At 64.6% G+C, this 22,020-nt stretch carries 19 protein-coding genes; 5 read left to right on the top strand and 14 right to left on the bottom strand.

Features of this window, described 5'->3' with window-relative positions; genetic code table 11:
- Positions 1 to 33: 33 nt before the first annotated feature.
- From ACIQTZ_RS16095 to ACIQTZ_RS16075, 5 genes are read right to left on the bottom strand one after another with little or no spacing between them, the layout of a single operon-like run.
- A complete protein-coding gene (locus ACIQTZ_RS16095; protein ID WP_402982225.1) occupies positions 34 to 1,485 on the bottom strand; it encodes an aldehyde dehydrogenase (NADP(+)) in 1,452 nt (483 codons plus the stop codon).
- Positions 1,466 to 2,593, bottom strand: a complete 1,128-nt coding sequence (locus ACIQTZ_RS16090; RefSeq protein ID WP_402982223.1) for a mandelate racemase/muconate lactonizing enzyme family protein — start codon at positions 2,591 to 2,593, stop codon at positions 1,466 to 1,468. Before ACIQTZ_RS16090 ends, ACIQTZ_RS16095 begins: the two co-directional genes overlap by 20 nt.
- The gene (locus ACIQTZ_RS16085) at positions 2,593 to 3,498 is read right to left on the bottom strand and encodes a 5-dehydro-4-deoxyglucarate dehydratase (protein ID WP_402949595.1); all 906 of its coding nucleotides are present in this window, start codon (positions 3,496 to 3,498) and stop codon (positions 2,593 to 2,595) included. Before ACIQTZ_RS16085 ends, ACIQTZ_RS16090 begins: the two co-directional genes overlap by 1 nt.
- Positions 3,495 to 4,481 carry an NAD-dependent epimerase/dehydratase family protein gene (locus ACIQTZ_RS16080; RefSeq protein ID WP_402982221.1) on the bottom strand — a complete coding sequence of 329 codons (987 nt, stop codon included), beginning with the start codon at positions 4,479 to 4,481 and terminating at the stop codon, positions 3,495 to 3,497. The genes ACIQTZ_RS16085 and ACIQTZ_RS16080 overlap by 4 nt, the downstream gene beginning before the upstream one ends.
- 26 nt (positions 4,482 to 4,507) lie before the next feature.
- Entirely contained in the window at positions 4,508 to 5,917 is a 1,410-nt protein-coding gene (locus ACIQTZ_RS16075) for a Gfo/Idh/MocA family protein (RefSeq protein WP_402982220.1), read from the bottom strand.
- 180 nt (positions 5,918 to 6,097) lie between these two features.
- Here ACIQTZ_RS16075 and ACIQTZ_RS16070 point away from each other — a divergent pair, with 180 nt between their 5' ends.
- On the top strand, positions 6,098 to 7,126 hold the full coding sequence (locus tag ACIQTZ_RS16070; RefSeq protein WP_402949587.1) for a LacI family DNA-binding transcriptional regulator: 1,029 nt from the start codon (positions 6,098 to 6,100) through the stop codon (positions 7,124 to 7,126).
- A 71-nt stretch (positions 7,127 to 7,197) separates the two neighbouring features.
- Here the strand turns inward: ACIQTZ_RS16070 and ACIQTZ_RS16065 are convergent, their stop codons facing one another.
- Complete coding sequence (locus tag ACIQTZ_RS16065) at positions 7,198 to 7,896, bottom strand: FadR/GntR family transcriptional regulator (RefSeq protein WP_400337418.1); 699 nt, start codon at positions 7,894 to 7,896, stop codon at positions 7,198 to 7,200.
- A gap of 76 nt (positions 7,897 to 7,972) precedes the next feature.
- Between ACIQTZ_RS16065 and ACIQTZ_RS16060 the strand changes: the two genes are divergently transcribed.
- Positions 7,973 to 9,304 carry an alpha-hydroxy-acid oxidizing protein gene (locus tag ACIQTZ_RS16060; RefSeq protein WP_402982218.1) on the top strand — a complete coding sequence of 444 codons (1,332 nt, stop codon included), beginning with the start codon at positions 7,973 to 7,975 and terminating at the stop codon, positions 9,302 to 9,304.
- 74 nt (positions 9,305 to 9,378) lie between these two features.
- Here ACIQTZ_RS16060 and gdhA read toward each other — a convergent pair whose 3' ends face one another.
- Together gdhA and ACIQTZ_RS16050 are read right to left on the bottom strand one after the other, a co-directional pair.
- Positions 9,379 to 10,716 carry an NADP-specific glutamate dehydrogenase gene (gene gdhA, locus ACIQTZ_RS16055; protein WP_400337414.1) on the bottom strand — a complete coding sequence of 446 codons (1,338 nt, stop codon included), beginning with the start codon at positions 10,714 to 10,716 and terminating at the stop codon, positions 9,379 to 9,381.
- Positions 10,717 to 10,919: 203 nt separating this feature from the next.
- A complete protein-coding gene (locus ACIQTZ_RS16050) occupies positions 10,920 to 11,450 on the bottom strand; it encodes an ArsR/SmtB family transcription factor (protein WP_402949579.1) in 531 nt (176 codons plus the stop codon).
- A gap of 29 nt (positions 11,451 to 11,479) precedes the next feature.
- Between ACIQTZ_RS16050 and ACIQTZ_RS16045 the strand changes: the two genes are divergently transcribed.
- Entirely contained in the window at positions 11,480 to 12,085 is a 606-nt protein-coding gene (locus ACIQTZ_RS16045; RefSeq protein WP_402982216.1) for a hypothetical protein, read from the top strand.
- Positions 12,086 to 12,100: 15 nt separating this feature from the next.
- On the opposite strand, the gene ACIQTZ_RS16040 is transcribed toward ACIQTZ_RS16045, so the two are convergent.
- The gene (locus tag ACIQTZ_RS16040; RefSeq protein ID WP_402982215.1) at positions 12,101 to 13,327 is read right to left on the bottom strand and encodes an acetoin utilization protein AcuC; all 1,227 of its coding nucleotides are present in this window, start codon (positions 13,325 to 13,327) and stop codon (positions 12,101 to 12,103) included.
- 102 nt (positions 13,328 to 13,429) lie between these two features.
- Between ACIQTZ_RS16040 and ACIQTZ_RS16035 the strand changes: the two genes are divergently transcribed.
- Together ACIQTZ_RS16035 and ACIQTZ_RS16030 are read left to right on the top strand one after the other, a co-directional pair.
- Entirely contained in the window at positions 13,430 to 14,863 is a 1,434-nt protein-coding gene (locus ACIQTZ_RS16035) for a TrkH family potassium uptake protein (protein WP_400337406.1), read from the top strand.
- Positions 14,856 to 15,542, top strand: coding sequence for a potassium channel family protein (locus ACIQTZ_RS16030; RefSeq protein ID WP_387439446.1), 687 nt, complete (start codon positions 14,856 to 14,858; stop codon positions 15,540 to 15,542). The genes ACIQTZ_RS16035 and ACIQTZ_RS16030 overlap by 8 nt, the downstream gene beginning before the upstream one ends.
- A gap of 17 nt (positions 15,543 to 15,559) precedes the next feature.
- On the opposite strand, the gene proC is transcribed toward ACIQTZ_RS16030, so the two are convergent.
- The 5 genes from proC to topA form a co-directional block, all read right to left on the bottom strand.
- On the bottom strand, positions 15,560 to 16,390 hold the full coding sequence (gene proC / locus ACIQTZ_RS16025) for a pyrroline-5-carboxylate reductase (protein ID WP_402982213.1): 831 nt from the start codon (positions 16,388 to 16,390) through the stop codon (positions 15,560 to 15,562).
- A gap of 369 nt (positions 16,391 to 16,759) precedes the next feature.
- The gene (locus ACIQTZ_RS16020; RefSeq protein WP_400337403.1) at positions 16,760 to 17,593 is read right to left on the bottom strand and encodes a sugar phosphate isomerase/epimerase family protein; all 834 of its coding nucleotides are present in this window, start codon (positions 17,591 to 17,593) and stop codon (positions 16,760 to 16,762) included.
- Between the two features lies 1 nt (position 17,594).
- A complete protein-coding gene (locus tag ACIQTZ_RS16015; protein WP_402982211.1) occupies positions 17,595 to 18,701 on the bottom strand; it encodes a Ppx/GppA phosphatase family protein in 1,107 nt (368 codons plus the stop codon).
- A 71-nt stretch (positions 18,702 to 18,772) separates the two neighbouring features.
- A complete protein-coding gene (locus tag ACIQTZ_RS16010) occupies positions 18,773 to 19,225 on the bottom strand; it encodes an SseB family protein (protein ID WP_400337399.1) in 453 nt (150 codons plus the stop codon).
- A gap of 70 nt (positions 19,226 to 19,295) precedes the next feature.
- Positions 19,296 to 22,019 carry a type I DNA topoisomerase gene (topA, locus tag ACIQTZ_RS16005; protein WP_402982210.1) on the bottom strand — a complete coding sequence of 908 codons (2,724 nt, stop codon included), beginning with the start codon at positions 22,017 to 22,019 and terminating at the stop codon, positions 19,296 to 19,298.
- Between the last annotated feature and the right edge of the window lies 1 nt (position 22,020).

The following is a 22,020-nucleotide window of genomic DNA, read 5'->3' as shown; positions in this document are numbered from 1 at the left end:
AAAACGCGCTTAACTGCGACCCAGTTGGGTGCGCTAGCTGAGGTTCAGTGCGCCGTCCACGCGGCGCGGGATGCCCAGCGGGTTGGACTCGTGCAGGGCCGGGTGCAGGATGCTCTCCGGCGCGTCCTGGTACGCCACCGGACGTTGGAACCTGCGGACCGCCGTTGCCCCCACGGACGTGAACAGGGACGTGGTGGCCGGGTAGGGACCTCCGTGTTGCTGGGCCCAGTTCACTGCCACGCCCGTGGGCCAGCCGGCGAACAGGACCCGCCCGGCCAGCCCGCTGAGCTGTTCCACGAGCGCATCGATGTCCTCGCCAGGCCGGGCGTGGAGGGTTGCCGTGAGGCTGCCGGGAACCTTGCCCAGGGCCTCGGACAACTCATCCTGATTGGCGTACTCGATCAAAAGCGTGGTGGGCCCGAAGCATTCCTCCAGAAGTTCCCCGGGCCGTGCCAGGACGTTGGCTGCCGTGGTGGAGAAGACCACCGGTGCAGCGCCATCGGCCAAGGCGTCCTGGTCTGCGGTGCCGCTGACCAACGTCACCCCAGGCTGCTCTGCGACGCTGCGCAGGCCGTACGGGTACGCCTCGGCGATGCGTTCAGTGAGCATGGCCGCTGCTGGCTTGTCCTTGCTGGCTTCAGCCACGTGCGCTGCAAAGTCCGTCCCTGCGGGGATGAAGATGAGGCCGGGCTTGGTGCAGAACTGGCCCGCGCCCATGGTGAACGAGGCTGCCAGGCCAGCGGCGAGTTCCTCTCCCCGTTCCGCAAGGGCAGCCGCCGTGATGACCACCGGGTTCAGGCTGCCCAGCTCGCCGTAGAACGGAATGGGCTCCGGACGTGAAACCGCAAGATCGAACAGGGCGCGGCCACCCGGAATGGAACCGGTGAAACCAACAGCCTTGATGGCAGGATCCTGGACCAACGCGGTTCCGGCTTCGCGGCCACTCACCAACGCGAAGATGCCCTCGGGGGCGCCGGCCTGGGCCAAGGCTTCCGTGACGATCTCCGCCGTGCGCTCGGACAGCCGCAGGTGGCCTGAATGGGCCTTGACGATCACCGGGCAGCCAACAGCAAGCGCAGACGCAGTATCGCCGCCGGCCACGGAGAACGCGAACGGAAAGTTCGACGCCGAGAACACGGCTACCGGGCCAACCGGCCTGAGGATGCGGCGCAGGTCGGGCTTGGGCGGAGTTGCTCCGGGGTCGGCGTGGTCGATCACGGCTTCGAGGTACGAACCCTCGGTGATGACTTGCGCGAACAACCGCAGCTGGCCGCTGGTCCTGGCCACTTCTCCGGTGAGCCTGACCGTACCAAGGCTGGTCTCGGAGTCGGCGATGGCCACGAGCTCCGTCACGTTGGCGTCCAACGCGTCGGCGACGGCGGTCAGCCACTTCGCGCGCTCGGCGTCGGACGCTGCTGCGGTCACTTTCGCCGCGACAGCCGCTGCGGCCGTCACTGCTGTCAGGTCAAGAGTTGCTGTACTCAATGTGGTTTCCTTTGCTCTCGATAGCGTCGGTAGCGGAGGCCTGTGTGGAGAAATCGAATCCGAGTCCGGGCCTGCCTGCGGAACTGAGCCTGCTGTTACGGATGCTGATAGGGGACGGGCCGCCAAGGATCCCCAACTGTTGGAAGGAGGCGTCCTCCACGTCTTCCACACTGACAGCCTCGGCCAGGGTCAGGGCCAGCTGACCGGACAGTTCGGGCAGCAAGTGCGGGGCAACCCGGATGCTGTTTGCCCGCGCCAACTCGACGATCCGCCTGAACGGGGTGATACCGCCAACCCGAACAATGTTGGGCTGGATGATGTCCACCGCTTCCGCTTCGATGAAGTCGCGGAACCGGTAGATGGTGTGGACGTTCTCCCCCAATGCAATGGGCACCGGCGAGTGCTTGCGCAACCTCCGGTAGGCCCACAGATCGTCCGCACGGATCGGTTCTTCCAGCCATTCCAGGCCATAGCCGGCCAGGACATCCAACGCACGGAAGGTATGTGCCAGGTCCCAGCGCTGGTTGGCGTCGATCATCAGCAAGCGGTCCGGTCCGAGGACCTCCCGGACCGCGGCCACCCGTTCGGCGTCCTCGCGCAGCTCCGGTTTGCCCACCTTGATCTTGACGGCGTTGTGACCCGCAGCCACCCAGCGCTTGGCCTGTTCCACGAGCTCATCCAGGGAGTAGTGCAGGTTGACGCCGGAACCGTAGACTTCCACGGATTCCTGCCGCTGCCCCAGGAGTCCGGTGACGGACTGGCCGGCCTTCCGCGCTGCGAGGTCCCAGAGCGCAAGGTCCACGCCGGCCATGGCAATGGTGGTGAGCCCTCCACCGCCCGCTTCGTGCAGCCTCTTCCACAACGCGTCCCACACGATCTCCGCGTTGGCTTCGAGCCCAACGATGAATGGTGCGATGTCGTGGTCCAGGAGGGCCTTCACTGCCTGGGGGCCGATGGTAGGCGTCCACGAAAAACCGTGGCCCGTTCCGCCGTCGTCCGTTGCCAGTTCGGTGACAATCACGTGGTTCTCCGGTGCCTCCACGCCCCAGCTGCGCAGCAGCGGAACGGTGATCAGGCGGGTGGAGAGCCCGGTGATGCGGGCCGGCATCAGTTGCCGGCCAGCTCGTGGCCCTTGGCGAGGATTGCCTTGAGCTCCAACAGCTGCTCCTCGGTGGGATCCACCAGTGGCGGACGGACCGGACCAACGGGCAGGCCGGCCAAACGCAGGCCGGCCTTGATCAGGGAGACGCCGAAGCCCGGTGTCTGGTCACGAAGCCGGACGAGCGGTCCGTAGAAGCCTTCCAGCAACGCGTTGCGGCGCTCTTCGTCGCCGGAGACGTAGGCGTCGTAGTAGGCCTTGGCGATCTCCGGGGCCATGGCGAAGGCCGCCGAGGAGTACAACGGAATACCGAGCCCGCGGTAGGCGCCCTGCGTGAGTTCGGCCGTCAGGAGGCCATTGAACAGCGCGAAGTCTTCACGGCCGCTTGCGTTGATGGCGGAGACGATTTCCTGCGCGAGGCCAACATCGCCAATCCCGTCCTTGAAGCCCACCACCTTGGGGTTCGCCGTCAAGCGGGTCATCGCCGCGGCGGTGAACTTTGCCGTTCCACGGTGGTAGACAATGACGGGGAGGCTGCTGGCGTCCGCCACGGCCTCGACGTAGGCAACCACACCGTCCGTGGGACCCGTGACCAGGTACGGGGGAAGAACCAGCAGCGCGTCGGCGCCGGCTTCTTCGGCTGCCTTGGCGGCGGCAATCGCGTGGCCCAGCGGCCCACCGGCACCTGCCACCACCGGAACAGCTCCTGCCACGACCTCGACGGCGGCTGCGACTACGGTGCGGATTTCGTCGAGGGACAGGGCATGGAATTCACCCGTGCCGCATGCCGGGAACACGCCGCCGGGACCGAACGGAAGGCGCGAGGCGATGTGTTCCTTCAGGAGGGCCACATCCACCGCTCCGTCCTCGGTGAAGGGCGTGACGGGGAAGAAAAGGACGCCGTCGAATTTCATGCTGTCTCCTTGCTGGTTGCTCCCGCAGGCACCAGGCCGCGGTGGTTCTCGTCATTGAGTAGTGCTGTATCTGCGCCTTCGTAGGCAGGGGTGAGTTCGGTTCGCCAGCTGCGCCGCGGCTCCCACCCCAAAAGCTCGCGGGCCTTATCCACGGAGAATGCGGGACTGGTACCGGTGAGGTGCTCCGTCAGTGGACCGCTGCCGGGCAGGAACCGCGGGAACAATTCAGCCAAGGGCGCGGTGGCCAGGGCATCCTTGGCGCCCACGAAGAACACCTGCCCGTTGGGAATGGAGTCCATCTTCGCCAAGAGGACATCCAGGAAGTCAGCCACGTCACGGGCATCGACGTAGTTGAACAAAGCCGGTGCGGACAAGGCGGGATCATCCAACCGTTCCCTGACCGTATGGCCCTGCTGCGTCAGCGCTCCCTCCCATTCCTCGGGTGAGATGACGTAGCAGGGGCGGAAGGCCGCGTACCGGATCTTTTCCCCTTGCGCTGCAGCGAACATCTGGACCGTCTGCTCGGCGATCAGCTTGGACAACGCATAGGCGTTCCACGGCTTGGGTGGGGTCTCTTCGTTCAAAGGGAACGACGGCGGCAGCCAGCCTGCCGGCGAACCGTAACCGAGGGCAGTGGGGCTGCTTGCCGTGACGATCTTCGGAACGCCTGCGTCGGTGGCGGCACTCACCACCGCGTAGGCGAGCCGGGTGTTCGTGCTGAAAATGACGTCCTCGGGTGCGCTGAAAGGTACCGCAATAGCAGCGAGGTGAATGACGGCGTCGGGCTTTGTTTCCCTGATGAGGCGCTCCGCCTCACCGGGCGCCAGGAGGTCTGCGGTTAATTGCGTGGCGCCTGCCGGCAACTGCCCGGCGGGGATGGCGTCGCGGTCCACGGAAACCACGTCGTGGCCCGCCCCTGCGAGTCCGGCCACCACGCTGCGGCCGAGCCGGCCCGAGCCGCCGGTGACGAAAATCCTGCTCATCTGAAGTTCCTTGCGTCTCTTGGGGGTCAGGCCTGGTCGCGGCTGAGGTCGGCGCCGAGGCCAAGTTCGCTGATGTGGACAGGCAGGTTGGTGTCGAGGGACTGGTTTCCGGCGATGCCCACCGAGACGGACCGGAGCCCGTCGATGTAGCCGGACGGACGTCCCAGCGGGTCCACTCCGGGGCCGTTGAAGAGGTCCGAAAGCAGCAGGTTGTCGCCACCGCCATGACCACCTTCGCCATTGATGATCGGCACCTCGTAGGCTGCCTCCCAGTGGCGCTGGACGATCAGGCGCTCACCGTTACGTCGCACGGCGTCCTCTTCCTCAATGGGTGTGGCACTCGGGTCCACGACGGTCTTCTTGTCCGTGCTGAACTCGACGGCGGCACGTTCCACCACCTCGAGTTCGGCGCGGCCTTCCGTGCCGTTGACGGTGACGCGGTAACCCTCCCACGGGCTGTGCGCGTTCAAGGAGTAGCTCAGGGTGGGTCCCCCCTGGTAGTCCACCACGAGGGCCAGGTTGTCCTCGATGGTGATCCCATCGGTGAACACATCCTGGTCGCGGCGGTAGCCATCGAACTTCTCGTTGTCGTAGTACAGGGCCTTGAGCCGCTCGTCGTCGCGGAGGTCCAGACGGAACGGATCGCGCTCAAGTCCATCCACGGTACCGCGCTCCGGACGTGCGCCCAGGCCGCGTTCGCTGGCGTTCTTGTCACCGTAGAAGCGCAATCCGCCGGAAGCGAAGACGCGCTCGGGAACGTCGTTGATCCACCAGTTGACCAGGTCGAAGTGGTGGGAAGCCTTGTGGATCAGCAGGCCGCCGGAGTTCTTCTTGTCGCGGTGCCAGCGGCGGAAGTAGTCGGCTCCGTGGACGGTGTCCAGGACCCAGCTGAAGTCGATCGAGGTCACCTTGCCGATGACGCCGTTCTGGATGACTTCCTTGAGGGCGGAGTTGCGCGGCGAGTAGCGGTAGTTGAACGTGACCACCACGTTGCGGCCCGTTTCTGCCACGGCAGTGGTGATGCGGCGGCAACCCTCCACATCGATGGTCAGCGGCTTTTCAACCACGACGTCGGCGCCCGCCTCAAGCGCTTCGACGATGTAGTCGGCGTGCGTGTAGTCCGGGGTGGTCACGATGACGCGTTCGATGCCATGTGCCTGGATGAAACTGGTGAGCTCGCCCGGTTCGAAGGACCCGACCGGTCCGGATCCGCCGAGTTCCTTGATGAGCTCCTGGTAGAACTCCACACGGCCGGGGTTGACGTCGGACAGGGCCACGAGCTCGGCAACATCGGCGTGCTGGCCGAAGATGGCGCGGATGTACATCTCGGAGCGGCCACCAGTGCCAATGAGGGCGATTCTTGTGCGTTGGCCGGCGGTGCCCGATGTGGACGGGGTGGTGGCTGGATGGGTCTCGGCGGTGTCGACGTTGACCATGGAGAATGCCCCTTTCCAAAGGCAGGAGTGAACCGCTTGACGGCCCGGCTTGTTCTGGGAAGAATCATGAGAAAGCGTTTTCTCAGAGCGTTATAAGCTTTGTATCAAGACTCTGGCGGTCGCGTCAACCATCGCCCCAACGACGGGGCAGCACGGGGCAAGCCAATCGGAAGGGGCAAGATGGCACGCAGGAATACCAACAGGCGCGTTGGCATTGCCGACGTCGCGGAGAAGGCAGGCGTTTCCCACGCCACAGTGTCGCGCGTCATGAACGGCAACGCGGCAGTGGACCCCGGCATTGCCGCACGCGTACGTGCCGCCGCAGCTGAACTGAAGTACCAGCCCAACCCCGTGGGCCGGAGTTTGGCCTTGGGAAAGACGGACACCATTGGGATCGTTGTGCCGGACCTGGCCAACCCCACGTTCCAGGCCATCCTCCGCGGCCTGAGCATTGCTGCCGCCCAGGACGGCTACCGCGTATTGATCGCGGATTCCTCCGAAGTGACCAGCGAGGAAGCCATCCTGGCAGGTGAAGCGCGGCGACGCTGCGACGGCGTGGTGCTCTGTGCACCCCGCATGCCCGATGCAGAGCTGGAGGAACTGGCCCCCACCCTGCACCCGCTGGTCCTGATCAACCGGACCACCATCACCACCAACACACCGAGCCTCAGCGTCGATTACGGGCAGGGCATCCAGGAGCTCGCCCGGCACTTGGTTTCCCTGGGCCACCAGCGGCTCGTTTACCTCTCCGGCCCGGAACACAGCGCCTCAAACCGCCAGCGCCTGGTCGGCTTGGCGGAATTCCGCAAGGAGCACCCGGACATCGAACTCCAGATGCTGCACGGCGGCTCCAACTTCGACTCGGGCCACGACTCCACCGAGGCCATCATTGCCAGCGGAGCAACGGGCATCCTGGCCTTCAACGACCTCGTTGCCATGGGCCTCTTGAGCGGCCTGCACGAGCGCGGCATCAAGGTTCCGGAAGACATCTCCGTGACCGGTTTCGACGATATTCCGTTCGCCAAATACACCACTCCCCCGCTCACCACGGCCGCCGTGCCCATCAATGAGCTCGGCAGCCTGGCGTGGCGCAGGATGCGGGAACAGATCCAGCAGGCGGACGAAGCACCCGTCCATCAGCAGGACGAGTTCGCTCCCCGCATGGAGATCCGCAAGAGCACCGCTGCCCCAGCCTTCAAGCCCGCCTAGGAAGGCAACGCGGAGTCACCAACGGCCCTTTCAGGGGGGCAACATGGGCCGTAAGTGGCTCCGCGTTGCTCTTAATCCTGGGTGGAAGCCGAGCCCACTCCGGCCTCCGTGTAGAAGCCGCGGATGTGCGCCGCCACGAGATCTGCCGCCTTGCCGCCGTCGTTCGCGTTGACGGCGGCAAGGATGGCGCGGTGTTCGGCCCGAAGCCGCCCCGACGTGGCGTTCCAGTCGGGCAGGTTTCCGGTGAGTTCGCTGGCGTAATTCTCGATCGCCCCACGGAGCGAGGCCATCATGGCGCTCACCACGGCGTTGCCCGCAGCTTGCGCCAGGGCGACATGGAAGCGGGCGTCGAGGCCCAGGAACGTGTCAACGTCCGGGGCAGCGTCCATTTGGTCCAGCAGCTCCGCAGCTTCGTAGAGCTCGGGCACGCCTGGCTGTGCGCGCGCCGCCGCCCAGGACTCAAGGAGCACGCGCGTCTCCACAATGTCCGCCACGGGCAGGTGCCGCGTTGCCACATGGAGGCGGAGCGTCGACCCCAAGGCGGATCCCGGCTCGGCGATGACGATGGTCCCCGCATCCTTGCCGGAACCTACCCCAGCACGGACAACGCCCATGGCTTCCAGGATCCGGACGGCCTCGCGCACCGAAGTGCGGGAGACCTGCAATTGTTCGGCCATGGTCCGTTCACCGGGCAGGCGTCCCCCCAGGACCAGTTCGCCGCTGGACAACTGCTGTTCGATCCACCCCAGGACAAGTTCGTGCGTTCGCATAACGGAATACTAGTTGATGTGGTCCAACCACATGCCTTACAGTGTGGTTAGACCACACACTTCAAGGGAGAACCGCATGACCGACACCCTCGATCCCAAGCTCACTGCCGCGCCCGCCGATGCCGGCAGCGACCAAAACGTGAGCCGCCCGCCTCAGCCGCGGCCCGCCGTCGTACTCCCCGCAGCACTGAAGCGGCGCGTGCCCAAGGTCTCCGACCTGGCGCCGCTCATGCAGTTCAAGAAGCCCGAGTTCAGCAAAACCGCGCGGCTCAAGCGGGCCAGCACCATCTGGGACCTGCGGGACATCGCCAAGCGGCGCACCCCGCAAGCACCCTTCGACTACACCGACGGCGCCGCGGAAGCCGAAATCACCCTGCGCCGTGCCCGCCAGGCGTTCCAGGACATCGAATTCCGTCCCGGCATCCTGCGCGACGTCTCGAAGATCGATCTCCGCACGGATATCCTCGGCCAGGAATCCAAGCTTCCGTTCGGCATCGCACCCACCGGCTTCACCCGCATGATGCAGTCCGAGGGTGAATACGCAGGCTCGCAGGCCGCCGAGGCCGCCGGCATCCCCTACACGCTCTCCACCATGGGTACCGCCTCCATTGAGGACGTTGCCACGGCGGCGCCGAATGGCCGCAATTGGTTCCAGCTCTACCTGTGGACGGACCGCGACCGCTCGCTGGAGTTGATCGAGCGGGCTGCGAAGGCTGGCAACGACACCCTCATGGTCACCGTGGACACGGCAGTGGCCGGCGCCCGGTTGCGCGACGTCCGGAACGGCATGACCATTCCCCCGGCGTTGACACTGAAGACCGTCCTTGATGCGTCGTACCGGCCCGCTTGGTGGTTCAACTTCCTGACCCACGAGCCCCTGACCTTCGCTTCGCTGTCCCGGTATACGGGCACGGTGGCAGACCTGATCAACTCAATGTTCGATCCCACCTTGACCTACGAGGACCTGGACTGGCTGCGCGAGACGTGGAAGGGCAAGCTCGTGGTCAAGGGCATCCAGACTGTCGAGGACGCCCGGCGCGTTGTCGACCATGGGGCTGACGGCATTGTCCTGTCCAACCATGGCGGACGCCAGCTGGACCGTGCACCCATCCCGTTCCACCTGCTGCCTGAGGTCTCAGCTGCGCTGAAGGGTGACAACAGCAAGGCGGCGGTGATGCTGGATACCGGCATCATGAGCGGCGCCGACATCGTTGCCGCCCTCGCCCTCGGCGCAGACTTCGCCCTGATCGGCCGCGCCTACCTCTACGGACTGATGGCCGGCGGACGCGAAGGCGTGGACCGGACCATCCAGATCCTGGAAAAGGACATGATCCGGACCATGGCACTGCTCGGAGTCAGCAAGGTGGCGGACCTCAACCCGGACCACGTCCACCTGCTGCAGCACTAACCCATGTAGGTAGCAGTAGAGCGCGTTTTGAAGCTTCAAAACGCGCTCTACTGCTACCCAGTTGGGCGAGGAGGCTAGATGAGGCCCTGGGCCAGCATGGCGTCGGCTACCTTCACGAAGCCACCGATGTTGGCACCCACCACGTAGTTGCCCGGCGCGCCATACTCTTCGGCGGTCTCGGCGCAGCGATCGTGGATACCCACCATGATTTCCGTAAGCCGGGCCTCAGTGTGCTCGAACGTCCACGAGTCGCGGCTGGCGTTCTGCTGCATTTCCAAGGCAGAGGTAGCAACGCCACCTGCGTTGGCGGCCTTGCCCGGCCCGAAGAGGATGCCTGCCTCCTGGAACACGGACACGGCTTTCCGGGTGGAGGGCATGTTGGCCCCCTCGGCCACGGCGATCAAGCCGTTGCTGACCAACTTGGCCGCAGCATCGCCGTCGAGCTCGTTCTGGGTGGCGCAAGGCAGCGCAACGGTACCGTTGACGTCCCACACCGAACCGCCCTCGACGTGGCTGGCGCCCGGGCGGCGCGCAGCGTATTCGGTCAGGCGGGCGCGTTCTACTTCCTTGACCTGGCTGAGCAGGGCAACATCGATGCCCGCCTCATCCACGATGTAGCCGGCGGAGTCGGAACACGCCACCACGGTGGCGCCAAGCGCCTGTGCCTTGGCGATCGCGTGGATGGCCACGTTGCCGGAACCCGACACGACGACGCGCTGGCCGTCGAAGGACGTTCCACGTGTCTTCAGCATCTCCTGGGCGAAGATGACCGTTCCATAGCCGGTTGCCTCGGGCCGCACCAGCGAGCCACCCCAGGAGATCCCCTTGCCGGTCAGCACGCCGGATTCGTAGCGGTTGGTGATGCGCTTGTACTGGCCGAACAGGTAGCCGATCTCCCGTCCGCCCACTCCAATGTCGCCGGCCGGAACGTCCGTGTATTCACCAATGTGGCGGTAGAGCTCGGTCATGAAGGACTGGCAGAAGCGCATGATCTCGGCATCGGAACGGCCGCGCGGATCGAAGTCCGAGCCACCCTTGCCGCCGCCAATGGGCATGCCCGTCAGCGCGTTCTTGAAGATCTGCTCGAAGCCGAGGAACTTCACGATGCCCAGGTAAACCGAGGGATGGAAACGCAGTCCACCCTTGTAGGGGCCCAGCGCCGAGTTGAACTCCACGCGGAAGCCGCGGTTCACATGCACGCGTCCGGCGTCGTCGGTCCACGGGACGCGGAAGATGATCTGGCGCTCCGGCTCGCAGAGGCGTTCCAGGACAGCGCCTTCGAGGAACTCCGGATGACGGTCGTGGACCGGGCCCAGGCTTTCGAAAACCTCGGTTACGGCCTGGTGGAATTCCTTCTCTCCAGGGTTCCGCGCCAACACGGTGTCCCGGACGGCTTCGAGCCTTGAGTCCATGCGTCTTCCTATCCCTCAGTTGCCACGAGCCCGCGGCGAGACAATCAAAGTCCCGCTCATGGTTGCATCACAGAAGGTAGGATCTCCATCCGAGCCGGATGTGACCGCCGGGGCGCGACTTAACACAAGGGCAGAAAAGCCTCGGAAAGACGGGAAACCGAAGGTTAACAAAACCTCACAATGTGAGGAGTATCACGTTAGGTCTAGCGCTTGCGCCCGAACTTCGGCAGGTTGGGAAGGTTCGCCAGGAGGTCAGCGGCCTTGGTGGCCGCCCGGCCCACGGTGCGTCCGATCTGCTGCGGCACAGTATCGTCCGTCTGCAGGTCTACAGACACGGGCGCATCCGTTGCGTGCGCTGTGACGGCCTGGCTGAGGGTCTCCGTGCGCGGCGCAACATCCTCCGCAACGGTAGCCGTGGCGGCTTCAGCGGCGGGCTCCCCCGCGGAAGGTACGACGACGGCGGCCGCCGCCGGTCCGACGTCGAACGTTTCCAGCCACGAGGCGACGCCCGCGAGCGGTTTGGGATTCAGGGTATAGAAGCGCTTCTGACCCTGAGCACGCATGCTGACGAGGTCAGCTTCGCGTAAAACCTTCAAATGCTTGGAGATGGTGGGCTGGCTTGCGGCCAACTCTTCTACCAGTTCCCCTACTGCTTTATCCCCAGAGCGGAGGGAAACCAGGATGTCGCGCCTGGTTGCCTCAGCAATGACGGCAAATACGTCGTCAGTCACCATGACACCCACCCTAGCGACATATACGCCAAATGGCATCCCTCGTTTCCGTCCGCCGCAGCGGCGGATCGTTGACCGCCGGGTGGGCCGGTGCTACAACTTTTGTCACGGTCCGTCCGGGCTCCCAGGCCCCGGCCGCCAACACCACGGGGTGCAGGGCAATGACTGACTTCTTCCGGCGGCACATGTTCAACATCATCGCCGCAGTGTTCCTGGCCCTGTTCGTCCTGGTGTGGGCCGCCGTCCTGTTCCGCGTTGGCACGTGGGTTCCCACCGGCGAAGCCCAAGCACCCGAGTTGAACGGAGCCCTGGTCACCGCGGCCGGCGTCCTGGCCACTTCGCTGAGTTCCCTCACGGCCTCGGCCTTGGGTTTCACCATTTCCGAGGTCAAGCGGGACAACGCCGCGGCCGGAGAGCAGGGCCCGCTGATCAACCCCGCCCAGGTGGCCACCCGACTCTCGGGCCGGGTGATCTTCGCCATCATGGTCTACATGACCATGGGGATGCTGGTCCTGGTGCTGTGGTTGTTCAAGGGACAGGCATCCACCGACCTTATTGGCGCGTTCGCGTTGTCGCTGCTGGGCTGGCTTGTCGGAGCGGCGGGGGTGGTGTTCCAAACGGAGAAGACTGACGCTTAGTTTGCTGGCAAGCGCTCAGTCGAACCAGGGATCCAAGCCGTACAAGGGGAAGATCTCCTTGCGCGTGGCGATGACCGTCCGGTCCACTTGGTCCGCGGGGTCGTAACCCACCTCCCAGGAACGCCACCAGATGTCCACATCGTCACCCATGGACTCAGGAGCCCACACTCCGTACTTCTCCTTGACGTACGTGCGCCACTCTTCGGGCACGGGGGTTGCGAGGGGGACCGCGCGCTGCGTCACCATCCCGATCAGGTGGCTCCAGGCCCGCGGGACCACACCCGTGACGTCATAGCCGCCACCGCCCGTGGCAATCCACCGGTTACCGCAGTACCGGGCTGCGAGGCTCCCGACGGCGCTGGCGGCCTCACGCTGGGCATCGACGCTCAGGTTGAGGTGCGTGAGCGGATCCAGGCGATGGGAATCACAGCCGTGCTGGCTGAGGATCACCTCGGGCAGGAAAGCCCCGACGAGTTGCGGCACAACAGCATGGAACGCCCGCAGCCACGCGGCGTCGCCCGTGAACGCCGGCAGCGCAACGTTCACCGCCGTGCCGGGAGCGTCCGGACCGCCCGTTTCATTGGCGAAACCCGTACCGGGAAACAACGTCAGCCCGGATTCGTGCAGGGAAATGGTCATCACCCGGGGATCGTTCCAGAAGATGCCTTGCGTCCCATCGCCATGATGGGCGTCAACGTCGATGCAGACGATCCGCTGCACACCGCCGTCGAGCAACCGCTGGATAGCCATGGCAACATCGTTGTACACGCAAAAACCGCTCGCGCGCTCCCGCGAAGCATGGTGCATGCCACCGCTGAAGTTGACCGCCCGGATGGCCTTACCGTCCAGGATCGAATCCGCCGCCAGTAGTGACCCCCCGGCCAGCCGGGCACTGGCTTCGTGCATGCCCGCAAACGCGGGATCGTCCTCGGTGCCCAGCCCCCGCTCTTCGTCAGGCCAGAAGGGGTCCGCACTGACCCGGCGGACCGCCGCCACGTAGTCGGGGCTGTGGACCGAGCAAAGTTCGACGTCGGTAGCCACCGTGGGTGCCTCGACGGCCACATGGTTGTGGTTGAAAAGACCCAGGGATTCGGCCAGTTTTGCCGTCAGTTCCAGGCGCTGGGGTGCCATGGGATGGCCGGGCCCGAAGTTGTAGGCGGTCATGGCAGGATCCCACACCACCGTCGTTGGCAGTGCGGAACGCGTGATGCTGGAAGCCGCCGTTCCAAGCGTGGAGTTCATCCAGAACAGGCTACCTGAGGCCGTAGCGCCTCCCCGCCCGGTTACGGCAGCCGAATAGTGGTTTACTACTCAGGAAAGTATGTTCACTTGAGGAAGAGCGCCATGTCTCAAAGCCAGTCGCGGTCCACCGCCTCGGCCAACTGGCAACCAGGCCAGCCGGAACGTGAAGGCTTGTGGATCTTCACACGTGCCCGCGACTTCATCGACAACATAGCCAATACTTCCCCGGCCCGTCTGGCACTCGTGGCGTTCGGCCTGGTCATCCTGCTCTTTACCGGGCTCCTGTCCCTGCCTGCCTCCTCGGCTTCGGGCGAAGCCACTCCTCTTCACCAAGCGATGTTCACAGCAGTGTCCAGCGTCTGCGTCACCGGGCTGACGGTGGTCTCCACGGCAACCCACTGGTCCTTCTTCGGACAATTGGTGATCCTGGTGGGCATCTTCGTCGGTGGCTTGGGCACGTTGACACTGGCATCCTTGCTGGCGCTCATGGTCAGTAAGAGGCTTGGCGTCCGTGGAAAGCTCATTGCCCAGGAAGCCATGAACAACGCAGGCCGGCTCGGCGAAGTGGGCACGCTGCTCCGGATCGTCATCACCACCTCCGTGGTGATCGAAGCCGCCTTGGCCCTGGCCTTGATTCCGCGCTTCATGCTTCTGGGTGAGCCGTTCTGGCAATCCGTGTGGCATGGCGTCTTCTACTCGATCTCGTCCTTCAACAACGCCGGCTTCACGCCCCACTCGGACGGGATCGTCCCGTACGAAACCGACCTGTGGATCCTCATCCCCCTGATGCTCGGGGTGTTCCTGGGCAGCCTCGGCTTCCCCGTGGTGATGGTGCTCCAACAGAATGGCCTGAACTGGAAGAAGTGGAACCTCCACACCAAGCTCACCATCCAGGTCTCCTTCATCCTCCTGCTGGCCGGAACCGTGCTGTGGGCACTGATGGAGTGGGACAATGTGCGCACCATCGCGCACATGGACCTGGGCGACAAGATCATCCATTCGCTCTTCGCCTCTGTCATGACCCGGTCCGGCGGCTTTAACCTGGTGGACCAGAACCACATGGAATCCACCACCATGCTGCTCACCGACGCGCTCATGTTCGCCGGTGGCGGCTCGGCATCAACGGCCGGCGGCATCAAGGTGACCACCATCGCGGTCATGTTCCTGGCAATCATCGCCGAAGCCCGCGGCGACGCTGACGTCAAGGTGTACGGCCGCACCATCCCGCAAGGCACCATGCGCGTTGCCATTTCCGTGATCGTAGCCGGTGCAACCCTGGTGTCCGTCGCGGCCTTCCTGCTGCTGTCCATCAGCGGAGCCTCGCTGGACCGGGTGCTCTTCGAAACCATTTCCGCCTTCGCCACTGTAGGGCTGAGCACCAACCTCAGTGCCGAGCTGCCGCCGTCGGGCGTTTATGTCCTGACGGCCCTCATGTTCGCCGGCCGCGTCGGCACCGTTACCCTCGCTGCGGGCCTGGCCCTGCGCCAACGCAGCCAGCTGTTCCACTACCCGGAAGAGAGGCCAATCATTGGCTAGCACCCAGGGGGCGGCCAACCGTCCCGCCCACAACGCACCGGTCCTGGTGATCGGCCTTGGCCGCTTTGGTTCGGCCACGGCTGAGCAATTGGTGAAGCAGGGCCGAGAGGTCCTGGCGATCGAGCGCGACCGCAGCCTGGTCCAGAAATGGGCTCCGGTGCTCACCCACGTCGTGGAAGCGGATGCCACCAACATCGACGCCCTGCGCCAGCTCGGTGCGCAGGAGTTCAGCTCCGCCGTCGTGGGCGTGGGCACCTCGATCGAATCGTCAGTGCTGATTACCGTGAACCTGGTTGACCTGGGCATCCAGCACCTCTGGGTAAAGGCGATCACGCCGTCCCACGGCAAGATCCTCAGCAGGATCGGCGCCAACCACGTCATCTACCCCGAAGCCGACGCCGGTGTCCGTGCCGCGCACCTCGTGTCCGGGCGCATGCTTGACTTCATCGAATTCGACGACGACTACGCGATCGTCAAGATGTACCCGCCCAAGGAAACCGTGGGCTTCACCTTGGAGGAATCCAAGGTCCGTTCGAAGTACGGCGTCACCATTGTGGGCGTGAAGACGCCGGGTGAGGACTTCACCTACGCGCGTCCGGAAACCAAAGTGTCCGGACACGACATGCTGATCGTGTCCGGACACGTGGACCTGCTGGAACGCTTCGCGGCCCGCCCGTAGCTTGGCTTGCTTGGCGCCTAGCCGAGTTGCTTGGTGATCTCCGCCGCCCTCGCAGCCGCTGCGCGGGCGCCGTCCGCGATGATCCTGGGGATCCCGCCGTCGTTGAACGCCGCGATGGCGCGCTCGGTGGTGCCGTTGGGGCTGGTCACCGCCACGCGCAGGTCTGTGGGGTTCGCGCCGGGCTCGGCGAGCATGAAGCCCGCACCTGCCACCGTTTCGCGCGCCAGCATGAGCGACAGCTCCTCATCCAACCCGAGTTCGACGCCGGCAGCGGCCATGGCCTCCGCAAGGTAGAACGCATAGGCGGGTCCGGAGCCGCTGATCGCGGACAAGGCGTCCACTTGGTCCTCGGGCACCTCCACGACGGTGCCGGCACCTGCCAGCGCCGTCTTGGCACGCTGGAGCTGCTCAGGGCTGCAGTGCGTTCCGGGCGATACGGAAACCACGCCGCGGCCCAGCTTGGCGGGCGTGTTGGGCATGGTGCGGATCACCGGCTGCCCCTCCGGCAGCGCTGCTTCGAGTTGGGCAAGGGAAACGGCGGCAGCCACACTGACCACGATGGTGTCCTTGCCCAGTGCGGGACTGATCTCCCGGGCCAGGTCCGCAATGCCAACCGGCTTGACGCCCAGGATGACCATTCCGGCGCCCTTGGTCGCCAGCTTGTTGTTGTCCGGGTCCTCTTCGCCGGCGATCGCCATGACGCCGTGGCGCTGGGCCAGCTCCTCCGCCCGCTCGGCGCGACGCACCGTGGCGACAACATCGGACGGGTTGGCACCCGCGGCGAGAAGACCGCCAAGAATTGCCTCGTTCATGGATCCACAGCCAAGGAATGCGATTCGGTTGCTCATGGCTCCATCATGGCAGTTGGCCCTTGGGCGGGTCGAACGCCGGCGCGGGTCCGGGCCGCACCAGTCCAGGATTCCCAGCTAGTTCACAAGGTTATTGCAGGCGGCGCCCATGGTTGGTCCGTAACTTAGTAGTTACCTCATTGAGGGTGCGAGTGATGAGGCGGGCATGGGGATGTCCGCCAGCAGCACCGGTGGCCGGGGCGGGTTTTCCCCCATTTCCCGATTCGGCCGCCGGTGCTTTCGCTTTTAAGGCAGGTGGGCCGAGTTTAAGGCAGGTGGGCCGGGCCTTGGGGCCGGGGCAGGAGGCCACGGCACGCGCGTGGGAAAGCCCAGGCCAACGGGGCCCGGGCTTTCCGTGCTCTTGCTCAGCTAGCTGTCCAGGCTCCGGACCAGGGGAACACTCAGATGCTGCCGCGCGAAGCGCAATGTTTCGGCAAGCATTTCTTCACGCTCCCCGGCAACTTTTGCCTTGCGGGTGGAGATCTCGGCCACCACCACGCCGTCGAATCCGTTGGATGCCAAGTGCTGGAGGACGTCGGCGCACTGCTGGGTACCGGTTCCGGGCACCAGGTGCTCGTCCTTCCCCGAACCCGAACCATCCGTCAGGTGCACGTGCCGGAGCTTGCTGCCCAAGGCCTGGACCGCTTCCAGACTGTTGGCCCCGGCAGTTGCCGCATGCGAGAAATCCCACGTGACGTCGTCGTAATCCTGCCCCAACGGGTCCCAATGCGGCAGGTAAGCAACGGCCTCACGTCCACGCACGCGCCACGGATACATGTTCTCCACGGCAATGTGTACTTGGTACATGGCCGCGATCTCGCGGACACCCTCGGCGAAATTCTCTGCATAATTCGACTGCCAACGGAACGGCGGGTGGACCACCACAGTGTCGCAGCCCACTTCCTTGGCCATCTGGCAGGACCGCTCGATCTTGTTCCATGCGGATCCCCACACCTGCTGCGTCAGGAGCAAGGTAGGCGCGTGGATCGAGACAATCGGCTGCTTGTACCGGTGGCTCAACTGGACAAGGGCATCCGGGTTCTGGCTGACGGCGTTATTGGTCACCATGACCTCCACGCCTTCGTAGCCCAGGTCCTGCGCGACGGCGAACGCGTCATGGACGCTCAGTGGATAGACCGATGCGCTGGACAGCGCCACCGGTATCTGGCGATTGTTGGCAACAGGTTCGACGTCGGTACTCATCTCAGGAGGCCAGCCCGCCTGCTGCGGGGGCTGGGATGGGTGCTGGGGCGGGATCGTTCACCGGGACCGGAAATTCCTTGATGGGGTGGTCCTGTTGGTCTTTCCCGTCTTCCTTGGCCTTTTTCTTGGACTTGTCCTTCTTGCGCTTGCCAACGTGCGGTGCCGGGTCCAGGGCTTCCTCAAAGACCAGTTGGTCGAGGCGGCGCAGGATCAGGCCTTCACGGAGGGCCCAAGGACAAATCTCCATCTTTGGGAACTCAAACAGTTCCAGGGCCGCCTCCGCCACCAAGGCGCCGGCCAGAAGCTGGCGTGCCCTCGCGTCCGAAACGCCGGGCAGGTAGAGGCGGTCGGCAACGGTCATCGCGGAAATCCGCTGGGCCCACAAACCAAGATCCGCGGCATGGAACTCGCGCTTCACGTAGGGCCCCGCAGCGCTCGGAGCGGCGCCGGCAATGCGGGCCAGCGACCTGAAGGTCTTGGACGTGCCCGCCACAAGGTTGGCCCGGCCCAGTTGATGGAATTCGCGGACCACCGGCTTGAGCGTGGATCGGATGTAGCGGCGCAGTTCCTTGACGCTCTTGGCCGTCGGCGGATCCTCGTGGAGCCAGTCCCGGGTGAGGCGGCTGGCTCCCAAAGGAACCGAGGTGGCGAATTCCGGCAATTCATCGGTTCCGTAGGCCATTTCGAAGGAGCCACCACCGATGTCCAAGTCCAGGATGGGACCTGCGCCCCACCCATACCAACGGCGGACCGCGAAGAACGTCATTGATGCTTCTTCGCTGCCGGTCAGTTCCTGCAGGGTAACGGTGGTTTCGTGCTTCACCCTGGCCAGGACCTCGGCCCCGTTGGTGGCCTCACGGATGGCCGACGTACAGAACGCCAGCAGGTCTTCCGCTTTGTGGCGCGCGGCGAACTCCCACGCTTCAAGGACGAACTCCACCAGTTCATGCTGTCCGGCGTCATTGATGTTGCCGTCTTCGTCGAGGTACTGGACCAGGCTCAACGGGCGTTTGTGGGACGCGAAAGCTACCGGACGCGCGCCAGGGTGGGCATCCACGAGCAACAGGTGGACGGTGTTGGAACCGATGTCGAGAACGCCAAGACGCATTCTGCCATTATTCACCGATTCGAACCCCGTGAAGCAACTTCGCGGCGACGTTTCGCTGACGCGGCGGTGTCCTATGGTGCCGTTGCCTGCTGGTCAGCGGAACCGTCCACTTCGTCAGCGCGCTTGAAGTCCCTGCGGATGTTGGCGATTCCCTCGGGATCGATTTCGAAGCCGTGCTCGCTTCCCGGGTTGATGACCAGGCCGAGCTCATCGCCGATGTTGCCAAGGATGGCCGAACCCAAGGTGCCCAGGACATGCGGTGCCGCTTCCAGGAAGCGTGCGTCGACGCGGCTGGGGTGGCTGAAGACCGCCAGGACGGGCTGTCCGTCCGCGTTGGAGAGGACCAGCGGCTCCACCGACGAGTCAGGGCCGTCCACGGATTCCGAGCTGACGAGGTACACCTCGTTGTTCAGGAAAGCCAGGATGACGTCCACCGGGTTCGCGTCCGGCTTTTCGGCCAGGGCAAGCTTGGCTTCCAGGTCGTTCAAGGGGGCGTTGTCGGGTGAAACTGTCTGTTCAGTCATGCTTCTACTCGACCATGATGCCTGCCGGGACGCAATTCGCGGTACGTCACGGCAGGCAGATGTACCTGGGTTACTTCTTTGCCGCAGCCTTTCGCGCGGGAGCTTTCCGGGTGGCGGTCCGCTTAACCGGTCCCTTGGCGCGCTTTTCAGCCAGGAGCTCAATGGCCCGTTCCCTGGTGAGCTCTTCGAGGGACGTGGACCGCGGCACCGTAATGTTGGTGACGCCATCGGTGATGTAGGGGCCAAAGCGGCCTTCCTTCACCACGATGTTCTTCTCGGAGACCGGGTCCGGACCGAACTCAGCCAGCGGCGGCACGGCAGCACGCGCGCCCCGCTGCTTGGGCTGGGAGTAGATTTCCAAGGCCTGTTCCAGCGTGATGGTGAAGATTTCCTCTTCGGAGCCGATGGAACGCGAATCCGTGCCCTTCTTCAAGTACGGACCGAAGCGGCCGTTCTGCACCGTGATGGGGTTCCCCTCGGCGTCCTCGCCCAGGACACGGGGAAGGCTCATGAGCTGCAGGGCCTCGTCGAGGGTGACAGTGTCAACGGTCATGGACTTGAAAAGCGAACCCGTGCGCGGTTTTGCCTTTACGGGCTTCTTCGGTGGCTTGGTCTTGCCGTTCTTGTAATACTCCACCGGCAGGTTGGCCAGTTGTTCCTCGGTCAGCTCAGGGATGATCTCGGTGACGTATGCTCCGTAGCGGCCGTTCTTGGCCACCACCGTGTGGCCGGTGTGCGGGTCGGCGCCAAGGACGCGTTCCTCCGGCGCGGCAGTTTCCATGAGCTCGATGGCCTTGGCGGCCGTCAGCTCGTCGGGAGCAAGTTCCTCCGGGACGTTGGCGCGGGCAGACTCAACAACCTCACCGGTTTTCTGGTCCACCGTTGGAATGGTGCTCTCCAGGTACGGACCGAACTTGCCCACGCGCAGCATGATGCCGTCGGCGATCGGCACGGAGTTGATCTCGCGGGCGTCGATCTCACCCAGGTTGTTCACGATGCTCAACAACCCGGGATCAGCGTCTTCACCGTAATAGAAGTGCTTGAGCCACGCGGCGCCAATGGCTTGGCCGTTGGCGATCTTGTCCAGGTCGCCTTCCATGTCAGCAGTGAACTCGTAGTCGACATAGTCCGTGAAGTGCTGCTCCAACAGCCGGATCACGGAAAATGCGATCCAGCTGGGGACCAAGGCCGAGCCTTGCTTCCGCACATAGCCACGGTCCTGGATGGTGGAAATCGTGGACGCGTACGTGGACGGGCGGCCGATGCCCTTCTTTTCCAGTTCAGCCGTGAGCGAGGCTTCCGTGTAGCGCGGCGGCGGAGAGGTTTCGTGGCCAACAGCAACAATGTCCGAAGCCGTCAGGGAGTCGTCCTTGGCGACGTTGGGGAGGCGGCGGGCCTCGTCCGAGTCGTCATCTTCGCGGCTGGCGTCTTTGCCTTCCTCGTACGCAGCCAGGAAGCCGGGGAAGGTGATGACCGTACCGGATGCCGAGAACTCAGCGTCCCGGCCATCGGCTGCCACGGCGCCCAATCGGATGGTGGCAGTGGAACCCTTGGCGTCGGCCATCTGCGAGGCGACCGTGCGCTTCCAAATGAGCTCGTACAAGCGGAACTCGTCGCCGCTCAGCTGCTGCGCTACCTGGGCAGGAGTGCGGAAAGAGTCTCCTGCGGGACGAATGGCCTCGTGGGCTTCCTGGGCGTTGGCGGCCTTGTTGGCGTAGACGCGCGGACCCTGCGGAACATACTCGGGGCCGTAAAGTTCGGCGGCCTGGCGGCGGGCAGCCGTAACAGCCTCATCGCTCAATGCGGACGAGTCGGTACGCATATAGGTGATGTAACCGTTCTCGTACAAGCGCTGTGCCACCTGCATGGTGCTCTTGGAGGAGAACCGGAGCTTACGGCCGGCTTCCTGCTGCAGCGTGGACGTGGTGAACGGCGCGGCCGGACGCCGGGTGTACGGCTTGGTGTCCACCGAGCGGACGCGGAAATCGGCGTTCTCCAGCCCTTCAGCCAAGGACGTGGCAAGTTCCTCATTGAGGTGCACCACGCTGGACGACGTGAGCTCACCGTTGTCGTTGAAGTCGCGCCCCGTGGCCACCTTGGAACCGTCCACGGCGGCGAGCTTGGCTTTGAAGGAACCCGAGTCCGCGCCGAACTGGCCCGTCAGATCCCAGTAGGAGGCTGCACGGAAAGCCATGCGCTCCCGTTCACGATCAACCACCATGCGGGTGACCACGGACTGCACGCGGCCTGCGGAAAGCCCGCGGGCCACCTTCCGCCACAGGACCGGAGAAATTTCGTAGCCGTACAGGCGGTCCAGGATACGGCGCGTTTCCTGGGCATCCACCAGGGCTGTGTCCACGTCGCGGAGGTTGTCCATGGCACGGTGGATGGCTTCCTTGGTGATTTCACCGAAGGTCATGCGGTACACGGGGACTTTGGGCTTCAGGACTTCAAGGAGGTGCCACGCGATGGCTTCGCCTTCGCGGTCCCCATCGGTTGCGAGGTACAGCGCGTCAGCGTCTTTCAGCTGGGCCTTGAGCTCGGCAACCTTTTTCTTCTTGTCCGGCGAGACAACGTAGTAAGGCTTGAAGTCGTTCTCGACATCGACGGCGAACTTGCCGAGGGACGTCTTCTTCAGTTCTGCAGGGAGGTCCGACGGTTGCGGGAGGTCCCGGATATGGCCGATCGAAGCCTCGACGATGAAGCCCTCGCCCAGGTATTTGGCGATGGTCTTACTCTTGGCCGGAGACTCCACGATCACGAGTTTCTTGCCGGTTTTTGCCTTGCTGGGCACG

It is taken from the genome of Paenarthrobacter sp. NPDC090520, assembly GCF_044769205.1.
In the GTDB taxonomy this organism is placed as follows: Bacteria; Actinomycetota; Actinomycetes; order Actinomycetales; family Micrococcaceae; genus Arthrobacter.
Note: the sequence above shows the minus strand (reverse complement) of the source record. Positions and strands in the feature narration are given on the sequence as shown.